General features: G+C 61.8%; 16 protein-coding genes. 13 read left to right on the top strand and 3 right to left on the bottom strand.

The features are described 5' to 3' along the window. The first annotated feature begins 344 nt into the window (after positions 1–344). The 4 genes from CV102_RS25275 (at position 345) to CV102_RS26320 (ending at position 3,676) form a co-directional block, all read left to right on the top strand. Positions 345–1,817, top strand: coding sequence for an ATPase domain-containing protein (locus CV102_RS25275; protein ID WP_148860770.1), 1,473 nt, complete (start codon positions 345–347; stop codon positions 1,815–1,817). A 34-nt stretch (positions 1,818–1,851) separates the two neighbouring features. Further along, a complete protein-coding gene (locus CV102_RS25280; RefSeq protein ID WP_148860771.1) occupies positions 1,852–2,946 on the top strand; it encodes a sensor histidine kinase in 1,095 nt (364 codons plus the stop codon). Between the two features lie 158 nt (positions 2,947–3,104). Then, on the top strand, positions 3,105–3,362 hold the full coding sequence (locus CV102_RS25285) for a hypothetical protein (RefSeq protein WP_148860772.1): 258 nt from the start codon (positions 3,105–3,107) through the stop codon (positions 3,360–3,362). Between the two features lie 146 nt (positions 3,363–3,508). Then, positions 3,509–3,676: a hypothetical protein gene (locus CV102_RS26320; RefSeq protein WP_187433115.1), complete on the top strand. Its 168-nt coding sequence runs from the start codon at positions 3,509–3,511 to the stop codon at positions 3,674–3,676. A gap of 13 nt (positions 3,677–3,689) precedes the next feature. Here the strand turns inward: CV102_RS26320 and CV102_RS25290 are convergent, their stop codons facing one another. Beyond that, entirely contained in the window at positions 3,690–4,319 is a 630-nt protein-coding gene (locus CV102_RS25290) for a TorD/DmsD family molecular chaperone (RefSeq protein WP_148860773.1), read from the bottom strand. A 324-nt stretch (positions 4,320–4,643) separates the two neighbouring features. On the opposite strand from CV102_RS25290, the gene CV102_RS25295 reads away from it, so the two are divergent. The 6 genes from CV102_RS25295 (at position 4,644) to CV102_RS26325 (ending at position 10,903) form a co-directional block, all read left to right on the top strand. Continuing rightward, positions 4,644–7,967, top strand: a complete 3,324-nt coding sequence (locus CV102_RS25295; RefSeq protein WP_148860774.1) for a molybdopterin-dependent oxidoreductase — start codon at positions 4,644–4,646, stop codon at positions 7,965–7,967. Continuing rightward, positions 7,964–8,638 (top strand): 4Fe-4S dicluster domain-containing protein, encoded by a 675-nt coding sequence (locus CV102_RS25300; RefSeq protein WP_148860775.1) that lies wholly within the window; start codon positions 7,964–7,966, stop codon positions 8,636–8,638. The genes CV102_RS25295 and CV102_RS25300 overlap by 4 nt, the downstream gene beginning before the upstream one ends. A gap of 3 nt (positions 8,639–8,641) precedes the next feature. Then, positions 8,642–9,301 carry a hypothetical protein gene (locus tag CV102_RS25305; protein WP_148860776.1) on the top strand — a complete coding sequence of 220 codons (660 nt, stop codon included), beginning with the start codon at positions 8,642–8,644 and terminating at the stop codon, positions 9,299–9,301. Then, positions 9,298–10,365 (top strand): cytochrome b/b6 domain-containing protein, encoded by a 1,068-nt coding sequence (locus CV102_RS25310; RefSeq protein WP_148860777.1) that lies wholly within the window; start codon positions 9,298–9,300, stop codon positions 10,363–10,365. Before CV102_RS25305 ends, CV102_RS25310 begins: the two co-directional genes overlap by 4 nt. 92 nt (positions 10,366–10,457) lie before the next feature. Then, positions 10,458–10,637 (top strand): hypothetical protein, encoded by a 180-nt coding sequence (locus tag CV102_RS25315; protein ID WP_148860778.1) that lies wholly within the window; start codon positions 10,458–10,460, stop codon positions 10,635–10,637. A 95-nt stretch (positions 10,638–10,732) separates the two neighbouring features. After that, on the top strand, positions 10,733–10,903 hold the full coding sequence (locus CV102_RS26325) for a hypothetical protein (RefSeq protein WP_222863742.1): 171 nt from the start codon (positions 10,733–10,735) through the stop codon (positions 10,901–10,903). 325 nt (positions 10,904–11,228) lie between these two features. On the opposite strand, the gene CV102_RS26330 is transcribed toward CV102_RS26325, so the two are convergent. Further along, a complete protein-coding gene (locus tag CV102_RS26330) occupies positions 11,229–11,369 on the bottom strand; it encodes a hypothetical protein (protein ID WP_187433117.1) in 141 nt (46 codons plus the stop codon). A 169-nt stretch (positions 11,370–11,538) separates the two neighbouring features. Here CV102_RS26330 and CV102_RS25320 point away from each other — a divergent pair, with 169 nt between their 5' ends. From CV102_RS25320 to CV102_RS25330, 3 genes are all read left to right on the top strand, one after another. Continuing rightward, complete coding sequence (locus CV102_RS25320) at positions 11,539–12,348, top strand: succinylglutamate desuccinylase/aspartoacylase family protein (RefSeq protein WP_148860779.1); 810 nt, start codon at positions 11,539–11,541, stop codon at positions 12,346–12,348. Beyond that, positions 12,345–12,650, top strand: a complete 306-nt coding sequence (locus CV102_RS25325) for a hypothetical protein (protein ID WP_148860780.1) — start codon at positions 12,345–12,347, stop codon at positions 12,648–12,650. The genes CV102_RS25320 and CV102_RS25325 overlap by 4 nt, the downstream gene beginning before the upstream one ends. A 168-nt stretch (positions 12,651–12,818) precedes the next feature. Beyond that, positions 12,819–13,157, top strand: coding sequence for a DUF7853 family protein (locus tag CV102_RS25330; protein WP_148860781.1), 339 nt, complete (start codon positions 12,819–12,821; stop codon positions 13,155–13,157). Between the two features lie 84 nt (positions 13,158–13,241). Here CV102_RS25330 and CV102_RS25335 read toward each other — a convergent pair whose 3' ends face one another. Further along, on the bottom strand, positions 13,242–14,207 hold the full coding sequence (locus tag CV102_RS25335) for a DsbA family protein (protein WP_187433118.1): 966 nt from the start codon (positions 14,205–14,207) through the stop codon (positions 13,242–13,244). Positions 14,208–15,786 lie beyond the last annotated feature (1,579 nt).

Consider the following 15,786-nt stretch of genomic DNA (forward strand, 5'->3'; position numbering starts at 1 on the left):
GAAAACGTAATACTACCGATTCGCGTGGAATATCCTGCCATGCACAGCCGGTGGATTGTTGCATCAATCGACGGCGCGTATCCACGCCCTAAAGGACGTGGTATTGCGCCTGTTCAGCGTATAATTTCAGTCCGTGATGGATCGCAGAGCGAGCGGAACGGGCGGATCGCTTGCGACTCTCGAACAGACTATCGTTGGGTACCCCCCAGACGCGAGTTCGCGGCTGGGAGGGACCACGGCGTTCGGTTGGAACGAGTGAAATTCAGTGGTTCTAACGCTAATGGCAACGAATCGCTGTCGAGGAATCAATTGATTAATGGCTTCCTGTTTCGTGTGAGGATAGTGTGACATCCACCATTACTCCAATAAACAGTGGGGTCAACGGCCTGGACGAAATCCTTCATGGGGGGTTCGTCGAGGGTCGGATGTATCTCGTTCACGGACAGCCGGGTACTGGAAAAACGCTACTTGGGATGCACTTTCTCGAAGAGGGACTCGAGAACGACGAGACGGTTCTATTCATCCACGGAGAGGAATCTCGGGAAGAGATACTCGCAAACGGGTTCGCAGTCGACACCGATATCAGCGACGCCGAATTTCTCGATCTCGGCCCCGAGTCTGAGTTCTTCATCGAGGACGACTCCTACGACCTGGTCGAGCCCAGCGACCTCGAGCGCGACCGCTACACGAAGAAGATCCACGAGGCGATCGAAGAGATCGATCCGTCGCGCGTCGTCGTCGACCCTATCTCGCAACTCCGGTACGTCGAGGCGAACGAGTACCAGTTCCGGAAACGGATCCTGGCGTTCATGCGCTTTCTCAAACAGCACGAGATTACCGTCGCTGTCACGGCGACGCTCAACTCCGATCCGGAGTACGATACGGAGCTTCGATCGCTCAGTGACGGAATCATCGAGCTAATCCGTACAGAAAACGGTCGTCGGATCACGGCGACGAAACACCGCGCACTCGGACAGATGAGCGGGGATCACGGCATGGCGATCCGCAGCGGCGGACTCGAGATCTTTCCGAGCCTCGTCCCCGAACAGCAAAACAGCTCGTTCGAGCCCCAGCGCGTTCACTCCGGTATCGACGAACTCGACGAACTGCTCGGCGGTGGCTTCGACCACCGCACCGTGACGTTCATCAGCGGCCCGACGGGAGCCGGCAAGACGACGACCGGAACGCAGCTGCTGACACAGGCTGCCAAGGACGGGCTGAACTCGTCGATATACCTGTTCGAGGAGAACATCGAGACGTTCACTCACCGCGCCGAATCGATCGACATTCCCGTCGAACAGATGCGCGAAGCGGGCACGCTTTCGGTGACCGAGGTCGAACCGCTCACCCTCTCCAGCGAGGAGTTCGCTCATATGGTCAAACAGCAGGTCGAAGAACAGGACACGGATATCGTCATGATCGACGGGATCGACGGCTACACGATCTCCATCCAGGGCCAGGAGCGCGTCCTCGTCCGGAAGCTCCACGCCCTGACGCGGTACCTGAAGAACCAGGGCGTGGCGGTACTGATCACGAACGAGATCCCGGAGATTACCGGCATCTCCACGGCAACGAACAACCAGATCAGCTACATCGCTGATAACATCGCGTTCGTCAGTTACGTCGAGATGGACGGAAGCCTCCGAAAGGTCATCGGCGTGCTCAAAAAGCGGACTGGCGGCTTCGAACAGACGCTTCGTGAGTTCGAGATCACGTCCGACGGAATCCGCGTCGGCGAGCCGCTGACCGGTCTCCACGGTATTCTTCAGGGCTCTCCACGGATGGGGCGGACGGCGAATATCGGACGAAACGAATGACCGCAGGATACCACAGTATCGCGGCTACGTCTATATGGGTACGAACGAGCAGGTGAGCACGATTCAGTTGCTCATCAACGAGACGGGAAATCGCGACGCAGTCCAGAAGTTACTCGGCGATCACTACGACGTCGACACGGACCAGTCGGTCAACGAGGTCGACCTGTATCTCGTCGACGACCACTCGTTTCCCCAGTACCGCGACACCCTCCTCGAGCGCGTCGAGGAGTGTGATCCCGTCTTCTGTCCCGTCGTACTCATCCGCCGCGACGACAACCGCCGGGAGATCACGTTGCCGGGACCGAACGAACGAGAGTCCCCGCTACTCGTCGACGACATCGTGGATGCCCCACTCGACCGAAATCTCCTCTTTCGTCGGCTGAACACCCTGCTCGTTCGACGCAGGCAGTCCCGGAAGCTGATGCACTACATCACGAAACTCGAGGAGTCGAACAGATCTCTCGAGCAGTTCGCCTACGCCGCCTCCCACGATCTTCAGGAACCGTTGCGGATGGTCTCGAGCTATCTCCAGCTCATCGAACGGCGATACGAGGACGACCTCGACGAGGAAGCCGAGGAGTTCCTCGGGTTCGCCATCGACGGCGCGAACCGGATGCGGGATATGGTCGATGGACTGCTCGAGTACTCGCGGATCGATACTCAGGGGAGTTCGCTGGAGCCGACCGATCTGGACGTCGTCCTCGAGGAGGCGCTCGCGGATCTGAAGGTGAAAATCGAGGAGCAGGACGCCGAGATCGAACGGGAGTCGCTGCCCCGCGTCCAGGGTGACGACGACCAACTGCGACAGGTCTTTCAGAACTTGCTGAACAACGCGATCGAGTACAGCGGCGACGAGCGACCCTGGATCCACATCTCCGCCGAACGACGCGGCACGAGGTGGCAGATTTCGATCGCTGACGACGGCGTCGGCATCGAACCACAGAATCAGGACTCCGTCTTCGAGCTGTTCCAGCGACTCCACAGCCACGACGAACACGCCGGCAGCGGCATCGGACTCGCGCTCTGCAAGCGGATCGTCGAACGTCACGACGGCCGGATCTGGGTCGAATCGGAACCCGGGAGAGGATCGACGTTTACGTTTACGCTGCCGGCACTGGACGCGGAGTAGCCGCGTCGACCGTCCTCGTAAACGAAGAGGGTGTACAGGTTCAGTACCCGCTCGCGGTTCGATCGCTCTTCAGCGGCCACCCTATCACTCGCCGAGAGAGATCACTGTCGCGACGGATCCCGTGTAGAGTTTTTACTGTGGGAACCGTTCGCACTCGCATGGGTATTCGAACCGCGATCGAACACAACGCACTGGTGACGTTCCTCCTGCTGTTCGCGATCGGCTGGGTCGTGCTGATCGGGCTGCAGATCACGGCCCAGATGGGCAGTCCCACGAGCATCAACTGGGTCGGACGGCACGGCCTGGGCGGAGTGATGGGAATACTCGTCATGCTGATCTTCCTCGGGCTGGTAATCGCCGCCTTCGGGGCGCTCGGAGAGCCCGATCCCGCTCCGGAGGAGTGGCCACCCGAGTAACGCTCCGGTAACTAACGGCCGTATTCGTGGACCGAGTTGGACATCGATGTAGATCATCGCTCGAGGAGCGATGGCTCGTTCGTATCGACCGACGTGTTCGCGAATCGCCACAAAAGTATATGCCTGTCACTCACACACGTCCTCCCATGACACACACGAACTGGCGACCGGATCCGGACCTCGAGACGAAACGCGGTCGGGAAGTGTGGGACCACAAGGCACCGCACGACATCAACGACGGCGAGATCGACGGCGAGGTCGAGTTTAGCGAGGAGGTGCTGGCACCGTTCGTCGACGACGAAGACGACGACTGAGTCTCACTCGGCGTCAGGCCATCTGCATCGCGATCTCCTCCTCGAACGCCAGATACCCCTCGAGAAGCGTCGCAACCCCCTCGTAGAACGGTTCCTGCGATTGTTCGCGAACGTCTGCGACGAGGTCGTCGATCCACTCGGAGAGATGTTCCTCGTGGAAGACCCGCTGGTAACCGAACGCTTCCTCGGCGCCGTTGCGCTGCCGGCGGACGAGGTATCGGAGAAAGGCGAGTTCGACGGCGATATAATCGTCCTCCTCGGGATACTCCGCCGGCGGTGACCAGCCCGCAGCGTTGTAGCTGGCCGTGACCTTCGCGCGCCCTGCGCCTCTGAAGTCCGTATCGTCCCGATAGTACGTCTCGTGGGCGAGTATCCGCGGCCGCGGGCCGACGAACAGCCGCGTGAACTCTCGCTCGAGGTCGTACTGGACCGCTTCGAGATCACGATCCCGGTTGGCAGCGACGAACTGCTCGAGCAGGTCGAACCCCTGATCGAGCTCCTCACTGACGGAATCCTCGGGGAACTCGAGGTCCTGAAGGACCGTCTCGACGAACTCGTCGGTCGGAACGTCGGCGAACGCGTCGATCAGGAAGTTCACGAGCTCGAGGCGGGCGTCGTACAGGGCGTGCTGGTCGACGCTCATCGCTTGCGATCACCTCGGCTGGACGTCTCGACGGACGAACGGACGAGTCTCCTCACGGGCATCCTGTTGTGGTATTCTGTGACACACTAATAGCGTTACGTCTGATATCCACGAATGTTCGTCCCATGTTGGGAATTAACTACACATGGTAGTTATTGTGCGCTGTATCTAGATTTTACCCTAGTTTAAAGATAAATTCTGATTGTATTGCTGAAGCAAATATTCATAGTCGTGAGTCGGGAAGCTCTCTGTGAGTATGTTTGCCAATAACATGGGTCTGCGACGAACCGACCTCCGGCCGGTGCAGGTGGTGATGCGACCGACATGACGACTGACTCCGAACCGGTCACGATCGACCTCGACCGGCGGTCGTTCATGAAGGCCAGTGCGCTCGCCGGGGGGCTGTTCCTCGGCGGCGGGGTGACGGGCCACGTTCTCGGCGGTCAGGAAGACGAACAGGAGGGCGTCCACGACGACGACGAGACGTCGAAGGTGATCTGCAACTACTGTGCCGTCGGCTGCGGGTTCAAGGCGGTCAAGGACGGCGACTCCTTCGTCGCGCAGGAACCGTGGTTCGAGAACCCGATCAACAACGGCTCGCTCTGCTCGAAGGGTGCTGGCATCCTCGAGACCGAACACTCGCCCAAACGGCTCAAGCATCCGATGCAGAAGGTCGACGGCGAGTGGCAGAAGGTCACCTGGGAGGAAGCCTACAGAACGATCGCGGACACCTGGGAGGAGACCATCGAGGAGTACAGTCGCGAGAGCGTCATGCTTCTCGGGAGCGCCCACCACTCCAACGAGGCGGCCTACACCAGTCGCAAGCTCGCGGCGTTCATGGGTACGAACAACGTCGACCACCAGGCGCGGATCTGTCACTCCCCGACGGTGACGGGGCTGGCGAACACCTGGGGCTTCGGCGCGATGACGAACACGATCAACGACTACCGCAACTTCGATCTGCTCATTATCCTCGGGCAGAACCCCGCCGAGTCCCACCCGATCGCGATGCAACACATCCTCGAGGGGCAGGCCCGCGGCGGCACGATCGTCTCGATCGACCCTCGGTACACGAAGACGTCGGCCCACGCCGACTACTTCTACCGGCTGCGTCCGGGCACCGACGTCGCGCTGGTCATGGGATTGCTCCACTACATCCGAGAGCAGGACGAACTCGACGACGAGTTCATCGAGAACCGAACGATGGGGTGGCCCGACGTCGAGTCCGAGATCGACGAGTACGACCTCGAGACGGTCGCGGACATCACCTGGATCGACGAGGACGATCTCGAGGATATCGGCGACATAATCATCGAGAACAAGCCCCAGATCCAGCTCGAGTGGGCGATGGGTGGCACCCAGCACAACAACGGCACCCAGAACATCCGCGCGTACGCGCTGTTCAGCCTCGGAACCGGGAGCGCGGCTCGAGCCGGCGGCGGGCTCCAGGTCATGCGCGGCCACGCGAACGTCCAGGGGGCGACCGACCTCGGCGTCGACGCCAGTATCCTGCCGGGCTACTACGGCGTCGACTCGCCGGGCTCCTGGGAGCACTGGACCGAGGTCTGGGACGAGAGCCCGTGGACCAGCGGCAGCACGGACTTCGAGGAGATGTACGAGCGCTTCGAGCTGATGGACGAGGAGATGTGGGAGGGCCTCGAGGTGCCGGCCGAGGTCGAAGCCGGAGACGAAGGCGGCGTCGGCGTCGAGGAGGAAGAGGAGGCCGAAGACGAGGAGGAAGATGATCCGCAAGAAGAGGACGAGGATCCGCTGGACGAGGAGGCACCGATCGACGATCCGGATCCGAACTCGATGATGTTCCAGCGAGGGCTGACCGTCGCCCGCTGGTACGAGGCCGCGCTTCAGCAAGAGGATCGGCTGCTCGAGTCGGACCTCTACCAGCCCGACCCGCTGAAGATGGCCTTTTTCTGGGGGCACTCGGCGAACTCCATCAGCGAGATGGGCAAGATGAAGCGGGCGATGGAGGCGCTCGACCTGCTGGTCGTCGTCGACGTCTTCCCATCCGTCGCCGGCACCCTACCGGACGACGCGAACGTCCTCCTGCTGCCTGCCTCGAGCCAGTACGAACACGTCCGCACCGTGACGAACTCCCACCGTTCGGTGCAGTGGAGCGAGGCCGCCGCGCCGCCGGCGCACAACTCCAAGCCGGACCTCCAGATCTTCCAGGAACTCGCCCACCACATGGGCTTTGGCGACCACTTCGACTGGGGGAGCGGCCCGGAGATCCACAACGGCCAGAGCTCCTACGAGGACGTCCTCCGGGAGATCAACCTCGGCGTCCGCTCGATCGGCTACCAGCAGTCGCCCGAGCGCCTCCAGGAGCACATGGAGTACGACTGGGCGTTCAACACGGACACGCTCCGGGCCGACACCGAAGGGCTGCCGGTCGACGGCGACTTCTGGATGCTCCCCTGGCCGCACTGGGGTGACGACCACCCAGGCTCGCCGATCATCTGGACGACGGAGTCCGATCCACGCGACGGCGGCCACGACTTCCGCGAGAACTGGGGCGTCAGAGGGCCCACGCAGGAGGAGTGGGAGGAGCTCGATATCGACAAGGAGTACCCGCTCGAGGAGACCTACGACCAGGACGGTGAGGACGGACTCGACCTGATCGCCGGCTCGTTCGAGGCGGAGTGGTGGGACGAAGAGATCCAGGGCGTCCCGTCGTACCCGGCCTACGCGACCCTGTTACCGGACGATCCGACCGAGGCCTCCTCGCAGACTCTGCCCGTCGAGCACGCGCTCGACGAGGAGCAGTCGGTCTACGATGCCGCCCAGGCGCTCGCCGACGAGTACGGCGACGAGGTCGAGGTCGATCCGGAGGCGTACGAGGAGTACGACTACGCGCAGCCGGATCCGCCGACGGGTCGCGGCCGCGCGCGTGCAGTGGTCTGGAACTTCCTCGATACGGTTCCGGTCCACCGGGAGCCGGTCGAGAGCCCCCGACCGGATCTGGTCGAGGAGTGGCCAGCGAACGGGGAACAGACCAACTTCTGGCGACTCGACCAGAACAACGCCTCGGTCCAACAGCAGGCGACGGAAGCCGTCCACACCGAACTGGGCAGCGACGCCGAGAACGGTCGGACCGTGATCATGACCTCGGGTCGGCAGGTCGAACACCAGGGCGGCGGCTCCGAGACGCGAAACAACAAGTACACCGCCGACACCCAGCCCCACATGTACGCGGAGATCAGCCCGGATCTGGCCGAGGAACTCGACGTTATCGGGGGCGACGATCACGTCGTCATCACCTCCGCCGACAAGGGGTCGATTCTGGTGAAGGCCAAGGTGACGAACCGGGTCAACGGGGAAGAACTCTTCTTGCCCTACCACTGGGGCGGCGTCTTCCACGGGCAGGACCGATCCGGCGAGTGGCCCGAGGGAACCGAGCCGCTGGCGATCGGAGAGAGCGCGAACATCATCACACCCAGCGGGTTCGACGCCGAGACGCAGATGCAGGAGACGAAGTCCGGCGTGGTCCACGTCCAGAAGGCGACCCAGGAGGTAGTCGACGACCTCGACATGGAGTTCATCGACTACCCGCAGGACGAACTCGGACTCGGGCGCCAGAAGCAGTACGACGTCCGCGACTGGGACATGTACGAAGGAGGTGCGACACAATGACACAGGAAGAACCATCCGGCGACGTCCTGAGCCAGGGCGTCATGAGCACCGGCGAGGGGATGCGAATCTTCCCCGATGTCGAGGCCTGCATCGACTGCGGCGGCTGCGTCGTCGCCTGCAAACGCACCTGGGATCGCGAGATCAACAACCAGCGCATCGACATCACGACGATGCTCGAGGGAACCGCGGGTCCCCAGGGCGAGAACGCCAACAAGACGGATCGGCTCGAAGCCGGCGAGAACCCCGGCGAAACGAGCCTGCCGATGCAGTGTTATCACTGTGCAGAGGCGCCCTGCGTCTCGGTCTGTCCGACCGACGCCCTCCAGAAGGAAGACGACGGCTTCGTCACGGTAACTGAGGATCTCTGCGTCGGCTGTCAGTACTGCCTGTCGGGCTGTCCGTTCGGAGCGCCACAGTTTCCGGACAGCGGGGACGGTACGGCCCAGATATTCGGGACTGGCGGCATCATGGACAAGTGTACCGGCTGTCGCGAGCGCCAGGAGGCCGCGAAGGGGCCCGCCTGCGCCGAAGAGTGTGCGACGAACGCGATCCTGGTTGGCGGTGCCGGCGAGATCGCCGACGAACTCGAGAAGCGTGACAGCGGCCCGTTCTTCAACGAACAGGCCATGGAGATCATCTTCGGCCCGGAAGACGCCCAGCTCTTCCAGTGACCCATGAGCGACGAGCATCCACGGGACGACCCCGCCGACCGCGATCGGGACGGCATTGCGGACCGCGACTCGAGCGACGATCCTCGAGCCGACGCGCCCAGCGGCGACGAGTCGACGAGCACCGCCCCTCGAGCCAGCGAATCGACCGATCGAGGACCGGACGAGCGAACCCCCGGGAGCGCCGCCGGCTCCGCCGAGAAGTCGCCGGACGAACCACCCGACGACGGCGCGCACACCGACGAGGACCGTCGTGACTCCGACGACGGGTTCTCGGATCGCGCCGCCTTCTGGATCAGTCTGGCGTTCGGCTTCGCGCTCGCGATCGGTTCCGTCGCGCTCGTCTCGGGGCGCGCACCGTTCTTCGAGGACCTGCTTCGGGTCCGCCCCACCGTCGAGGGCGGCGGGGTCGGCGCGGACTGGGTCGTCGGGAACACGGAACCGCTACTCGAGTGGATGATCGTCCTCGTCCACTTCGCCGACGTCGTCATGGGGATCTTCATCCTGCTGATAGTGTTCATCCACTGGGCGGCGTTCCGGCGGCTGGCCGCGCGGATGCAGCCGCCGGGAGCGAGGGCTCGAGAGCGGGAGACGGCCGCCGCGACCGACGGCGGGGCTCCGGAGTCACGGCGAGTCGACGACGGCGACGGAGGTGAGTCGCCGTGACGAACCTCGACCACGGAAAGTTCTCGCGGACGACGACGATGTTCCACTCACTGCTGGCGCTGACGGTGTTCATCCTCTTCTTTACGGGGTACGCCATCGCCTTCAACACGGAGCTGTGGTGGATGGTCGAACTGATGGGCGGCAACGAGGGCGTGCTCGCGATCCACCGCATCGCGGGCTTCGCGTTGATCGTCCTGACGGGGTTCTGGGTGCCGTACATGCTCCTGCGGTCGACCAGCCGTGCGAACTTCGGCGAGATCCTGCCGGACTTCCGGACCGATCTCGCGGCGTTCATCCAGGACGTCGAGTTCGCGCTGGGTCGGGCCGACGAGCGCCATCCGGCCGCCCGCCAGTTCGCGGGGTACAAGGCCGACGAGGTGCCGCTCGTCTCCTACGTCGGCAAGGGCGTCATCTGGATCTTCACGGTCGAACTCATCTTGCTGATGATCTCGGGGCTGCTCATCTGGCGGAAGTCGTGGCTGATCGACTTCTACAACTCCCAGTCGGTCGCGATGGCGTTCGTCGCCTTCCACGGCCTGCTCGGGATCATCATGCTGATGGGCGTGATGTTCCACACCTTCGAGCACGGCTTTCACCCGGCGTTCTACCCGGTCGAGATGAAGGCGTTCCTGCCGAAAGATCAGACGCCGAACTTCCACGGGGACCCGGACGAGTACGAGACGACCGGGATCGAACGCCTTCGCCTCAAATCTTCCTGGCGGTGGGCGACGAACGTGATGGCCGTGATGGTCGTCGTCGGCATCGTCAGCGTGTTGCTTGCCAGCCTCGACTACGGTGGCTATCCCGTTCCGGAGACGCTCGTGTTCGCCGAGGGCAGCGTCCTGCGGACGATCGGCATCAATATCGGCATGCTGGTCCTGCTCATCGGACTCGTCCTCTCGGCGTACGGCAACGTCCTGCGGGCGCGCTACCTGCGCCAGCGCCGCGAGCAGGTCGCCCCCGAGACACCGGCGGCCGACGGCGGTCGGCGAGAGTCCGGTCCCCGGCGGACGGACGGCGGCGAGGGCGAGGCTCGAGAGTCGGACGACCGATCCGACGGCTGAACCCCTCACGTTTCGGGAGACGGTAGAGGATACCGTCGGATCCCCAACCGGTCACGGGCGGCTTTACAGTGTCTCGCATCGTGTGTGATACTATGCCAGGACTCCTGTACTCGGCGTACGCGATCGCCGTTCTGATCGTGGCCGTCGGCGGACTCCTCGCCGTGATCTTCGGGACGCCTGACGTCGAGGGCCGCTCCGACTACCGATACGAGACACTGACGATCGTCGCTGCGGTGTTCATCGTCGCGATGATCGGCGGGTTCGTCCTGTAGTCGGGCCCGAACGCGGTCGCCGCGACGAGCCGACGTACTGGTGACCGGTGTGGCATGGTATTAATGTTCGAACAATGACGGCAATTTGATTGATAATGGTTCGGACAGAACCAGGGAGTGGGATGGGGGTAGTGAACTCGCTTCGTCGCGTGATCGGGACCGAACCCGGATTGTACGAGTGTCGTCACTGCGGGACGAAACTCGAGCACGAACCCGCCGCGTGTCCGAACTGTGGCACCGGTGAGATCGCCCACTACGAGTTGTGAGTGGGCCATCGATCGGGTTCGCCGACCGTGAGCAGTGCTCTCGCATCGAACCACCGGAACGAGGTCCCAGAATTCGAACCAGTGAGACGGGACCGCGACCAGTATCGGCCTCTACCTGGAAGTGAGAGAACAGAACGACCCAGAACGGGCCAGCGGTCAGGGAGTGTGCAGGTTTGGAATCGGTCCGGGATTCCGCACACCTGGTTCTGACTCCGTCAGAAACCGTCCGAGGTGGACACTAACCGCGTCGACGCGCCCAAGCGCTACTGGGGGACCGATAGTCCTCGATGTTCGGTGATCGAGACTCCCCACGGCGGTGCACCGATCAGGCTTCCTGGAGTTCGTAGATACTCACCCAGTGATCCGGATGTTCGGCTTCGTGGCTGCTGGCGTACCAGTTGGCGTCGGCCCAGTCGGTGAACTCTTCGGCGAGAGAACACCCGTCGCACTGTAGTCGGTATGCCATGCTGTAACATACGGTGGCTCTGCTCTTAAATATTCGTTGCGAGGTCCGGATTCCGTTGCCTCGTGCCCGGTCGCCGTCGAGAACGATTATCTCGGACGATCTGTCACCACGGAGGAACTCCCTTCCGGGATGGGAAGGGGCTTTAGGGAGCGCGTACTCTCCACGGACAATGAGGCGACGTCGTATTCTGGCCGCCGGCGGGATCCTCGCTGGCACGGCCGTCGCCGGCGTGGCGAGTCGCTCGTCGAACGAGCACGGTCTGGTATCGGCGGCTCGCAACCCCAGCGACGGGAACGAACCGGAGCGGAACACAGAGTCGATTCTGTCGGACACGGTCCACGAAACGACGCTCTACGAGATCGATGCATCACAGGATGGTCCCACCGCGATGATCTTCGGTGGTGTCCACGGTGACGAGTACAACGGGATCGACGTCGGACACGAAGTTACCGACTGGTACCCCGACGCAGGCACGCTCGTCGTCGTTCCCGAAACCGATAGCGTCGCAGTCGAAAACGACGAACGCGAAGGGATCGACGGCGATCTGAACCGCCACTTTCCGGCCGACAGCGAACCGGAGAGCGAACTCGCACGGGGCGTCTGGGAAGCGGTCGATCGACACGATCCGGACGTCGTCCTCGATCTCCACCGGTCGCTCGGTATTTACGGCGTCCATCAGCAGTACGTCGGCCAGGCGATCTTCCACTCGCCGGACGCCTACGGCGACGAACTCACAGCCACGCTCAACGACGGCGTCGTCCCCTGGTATCTTCCGATGCACCGGTTCGTCGCACACGAGAGCCATCTTTCGGGCCCGCTGCTCTTTCACGAGGCCGCACGCGAACTCGATGCGGCGGCGTATCTCTTCGAGACGACCAGTTTCCTCTTCGACCGCGAGACCAAAAACGAGATGACGCGCGTGGTGACTGCGGCCCTGCTCGAACGTCACGGCCTGCTCGAGACAGGGGGTGACCGATGATCGACCGACTGCGTCGCGCGCTAACGGCGCCAGCGACGATCGCTACCTACCTCCTGCTGGTCGTTCCGCTGGCGCTCGGCTGGTTCAAGACCTCACTGCTATCGCCGCTCGCGCTCCCGGGCTACCTGGTCTACGTGATCGGAACGGCGATCGGCAACGTGTTCGCCTCACGGCTTTCCTTCTGGGTCTACTGGATCCCGTTTCTCGCCGGGTGCTACGGTATCGCCGTCACCGTCGGCTACGGGTACGAACTGCTTCGCGAACAGTTCCAGACCGACTCGAACGACGACCCGCGACGCTGACGCGTCCGAACGATTTCTCCCGGTATTCGGTCCGTATGCGTATTTTCACACCGTGGTTGTAGGACTCGAGTCCCGTATCCCGATCGTCGAGACGTCGGCACCGGGTTTGATAATTGCTAGCAACCCTTATGGTGTGTGCGAACATACGACTCGAACGTACACTCCGATATGTCATCCAGGCCCCGGTCGTCCCGATCAACTACCCTCTCGCTGTCGCTCGAAGAACGCTGGACGCTCCACCACGTGTTGCTCCACCGAATCGAGCAAGAAGAAACGGCTACGAACGCAACCGACGTCGACTCGCCACCGCTAGCGCTCTTTCAGGCGTTCGACACAGTCGACGATGGAGAGCTTCGCTTTACCGACGCTCAACTCGAGGCGATCCAGAACGTACTCGCTGAGTATCAGCGTTCGACCGACTGGTGGGAACTCGAGCGATCCCGTATCGAGCACCTGCTCGAGTGCGTGACCACTGCGCTGGAAAACGATCGTCTTCCGGCGAACTGAGTTCACTCCGCAACGACCGATTCGTTTTGATCCGACCCCCCTCAGAGCACACGAGGAAAGATTCGTGCGCTCAACCTCGAGTCGTTAGAACGGACAGTCGTCGACCTCGGTTTTTCCGGTGATCGTCGCCGACTCCTCGCTCTGTTCGGCGGTGTCGTCGGAATCGGTCGTTGCGTCCGCCGACTCTTCGTCCGTTTCGTCGTCGGATTCCTCGTCTTTCGATTCTGCTTCGGAGTCGGGTTCTGAATCAACGTCCCCGGCTTCGCTTTCGTCGTCGGGCTGGTCGCCCTCGTCCTCGGGTTCTTGGTCCGCATCAGGATCGGCGCTCGACTCCGAACTTTCGCCGTCAGGTTGCTCGTCTACGGCTTCGGTGTCGGATTCCTCCGTTTCTTCGTCCTCGGCGTCGTCGGATTCCTCCTTTTCTTCCTCTTCGACGTTCTCTTCCGGTTCCTCGGATTCGGTCTCCGGTTCCGCTGGATCCTCGTCTTCTGGTTCCTCGGCTTCGGCCGGCTCCGCGGGAGCGTCCTCGAGGCGCGCTTCGATCCAGTTGAGGATCGATTGCGTATCGTGGTGTGGCGCGACCGTCTCGCCCGCGAACTCCATCTGTGGGGTGTACGAAATTCCGTCGGCAGCGGCTGTCGCAGCGATCTGCTCGACTTCCCCGTCGTACGCTCCGTCCTCGGCACGATCGACGAGTGCGTCGACGTTCGAGACGTCAGAAGAACGGACTCGCGACGCCAGTTCGTCGTAGTCGACGTACCCTGACGGCGCGTCCACGAACGTATCGTGGTGGAACTGCCAGTAGCTGTTCGGATCCTCGTCCCAGACCGCGAGTCCGATACTCGCGATACGCGGATCGCTGTCGGAGATGAAGTAACTCGAGGTCGTACCAGGATCGTACGTCAGGTTGTAAAACTCGAGGTTGAGCCGTCCCGTGACGACGAACTCCTCGATGATCGCCTCGAGATTACCGAAGACGAAGTCCTGCGTGATTGGACACTTGAAATTCCCGTAGACCGTTGCTGTCGGCGCGTCGCTGTCCGTCCCCATGGTTGGGTACGTTCGAGCGTCCGCATCGTCAGGAACGGGTGCGTTAGCGAGTGTCGACGATGAACTCGCTGAACTGATACCCGCGATACCGAGCAGTGAAAGAGCCCCCGTGGCTGTGAGTACGCTTCGACGTGTCGTCTGCTGCTTCTGTCGCATCGATCAGTCGTCCTCACGGGGGTATTATAAATCAATTCTGCCGTTATTCTTCCTTATCACGACTTTACGAGACTTATCCTGATTCCAGACTCTCTCCGAGACTACAACCAGTTTGTGGACTGTTCGGCTACGCAGTGCAAGCCATTTCCCTTCCGGCCCAAATCGCAAGACTGCGGCGTTGTTCGATTTCGAAAACGGTTATTCGAATCCCCCGTTCGAGTTGCAGTTCTCGAATCGACTACGATTCGTTACATCATTCGTGTAATAAAATACGTACCGAACGTCGATAGAGCTGACAGTCCTCTTGTCCCGTTGACCAAATTCCGCGCTGATTCAACAATAGACCATCATTTCGGCGGATCTGACGCGAGGTTCGGGTCGACGCTCGGCGCCGGCACAGGCCGAAGAGAACAGCACTATCTCGAAATAGTCTCGAATCGGTCGAACGCTATTCCCTGGACGTCGTAGGGGGAGGGACGCTCGAGGACGTCGAAGTCGACGGTGGACCAACGACAGCACCCCAGAAGAGGTCGTGGGTCGTCGACGTTCCACTCCGGCGCCCCAAACTGGAGCGACACGGGCGTTAGTTATCTAGTATACGCACACGAGAGACCCTCTCGTTCTGACGGGCATAAGAGAGATCCACTCGTGCTCGCGATTCGTTCTGTCAGAGCGAACTCGCTCGTCTCGAGCGGGCGACCGTCTCACTTCTGGTTCGTCGCACCAGCGAACATCTCGTAGTTGATCTGAACGGATCCTCCTCGCAGCTGGTGGCGGTTCAGTGAGAGACGGAGTCATCGGGAATCGTCGTAGTCAGGTGGAGCGCTGTCGCGAGAGATCCCGACGCTTCTCTGTCTCTGATCGTGGTTACGGGAGCGGTGCTGTACGCGCCTCTCTGACGGCACGGATTGAGCCAGGTTCCGAGAGATGGTAGGACCGGCTCGCTGTCGCTGTCGGACGAGAGCCTGAACTGAGCCCCGATAATATGTGATTACTACGTAGGCCAAGCGGACTGTTCGGAAGAACCGCTTTGGAGTTCGTCAGTCGGCCGACGGTGAACTTCGTGTTACAGCTGTGATTGAAAACGTCTGAAAACCCGCTCGAGCACGCTTGGTACTACCTACCTTTGGCGGTTCGGTTCGCAGGCCTTAAGTACTAACCGGCGATTATAGAGTAATACGAAGAAGATGAGGATCCCACCCCTGCGGTCCGCCGTACAGAGGGGATCTGATGTTAGCCTTGACAGTTCGGTGACGCCCGATCGGTCGTCGATCACGTCATCGAACGTGTGAACCATAGCAAGTGAGTGTGTATCTACTACATACTCCGCCAAACCCCCCGGCTCTGCCGGGGATAGAGCACTCCGGTTGATCCTGCCGGAGGCCATTGCTATTGGAGTCCGATTTAGCCATGCTAGTTGCAC

Origin of the sequence: Natronococcus pandeyae (assembly GCF_008122205.1) — an archaeon.
GTDB classification, from domain to species: domain Archaea; phylum Halobacteriota; class Halobacteria; order Halobacteriales; family Natrialbaceae; genus Natronococcus; species Natronococcus pandeyae.

Excerpts from the sequence above, each read along its gene's own strand:
- CV102_RS25280 (WP_148860771.1), top strand. The coding sequence starts at position 1,852 with ATGGGTACGAACGAGCAGGTGAGCACGATTCAGTTGCTCATCAACGAG.
- CV102_RS25285 (WP_148860772.1), top strand. The coding sequence starts at position 3,105 with ATGGGTATTCGAACCGCGATCGAACACAACGCACTGGTGACGTTCCTC.
- CV102_RS26320 (WP_187433115.1), top strand. The coding sequence starts at position 3,509 with ATGACACACACGAACTGGCGACCGGATCCGGACCTCGAGACGAAACGC.
- CV102_RS25290 (WP_148860773.1), bottom strand. The coding sequence starts at position 4,319 with ATGAGCGTCGACCAGCACGCCCTGTACGACGCCCGCCTCGAGCTCGTG.
- CV102_RS25295 (WP_148860774.1), top strand. The coding sequence starts at position 4,644 with ATGACGACTGACTCCGAACCGGTCACGATCGACCTCGACCGGCGGTCG.
- CV102_RS25300 (WP_148860775.1), top strand. The coding sequence starts at position 7,964 with ATGACACAGGAAGAACCATCCGGCGACGTCCTGAGCCAGGGCGTCATG.
- CV102_RS25305 (WP_148860776.1), top strand. The coding sequence starts at position 8,642 with ATGAGCGACGAGCATCCACGGGACGACCCCGCCGACCGCGATCGGGAC.
- CV102_RS25315 (WP_148860778.1), top strand. The coding sequence starts at position 10,458 with ATGCCAGGACTCCTGTACTCGGCGTACGCGATCGCCGTTCTGATCGTG.
- CV102_RS26325 (WP_222863742.1), top strand. The coding sequence starts at position 10,733 with ATGGTTCGGACAGAACCAGGGAGTGGGATGGGGGTAGTGAACTCGCTT.
- CV102_RS26330 (WP_187433117.1), bottom strand. The coding sequence starts at position 11,369 with ATGGCATACCGACTACAGTGCGACGGGTGTTCTCTCGCCGAAGAGTTC.
- CV102_RS25320 (WP_148860779.1), top strand. The coding sequence starts at position 11,539 with ATGAGGCGACGTCGTATTCTGGCCGCCGGCGGGATCCTCGCTGGCACG.
- CV102_RS25325 (WP_148860780.1), top strand. The coding sequence starts at position 12,345 with ATGATCGACCGACTGCGTCGCGCGCTAACGGCGCCAGCGACGATCGCT.
- CV102_RS25330 (WP_148860781.1), top strand. The coding sequence starts at position 12,819 with ATGTCATCCAGGCCCCGGTCGTCCCGATCAACTACCCTCTCGCTGTCG.
- CV102_RS25335 (WP_187433118.1), bottom strand. The coding sequence starts at position 14,207 with ATGGGGACGGACAGCGACGCGCCGACAGCAACGGTCTACGGGAATTTC.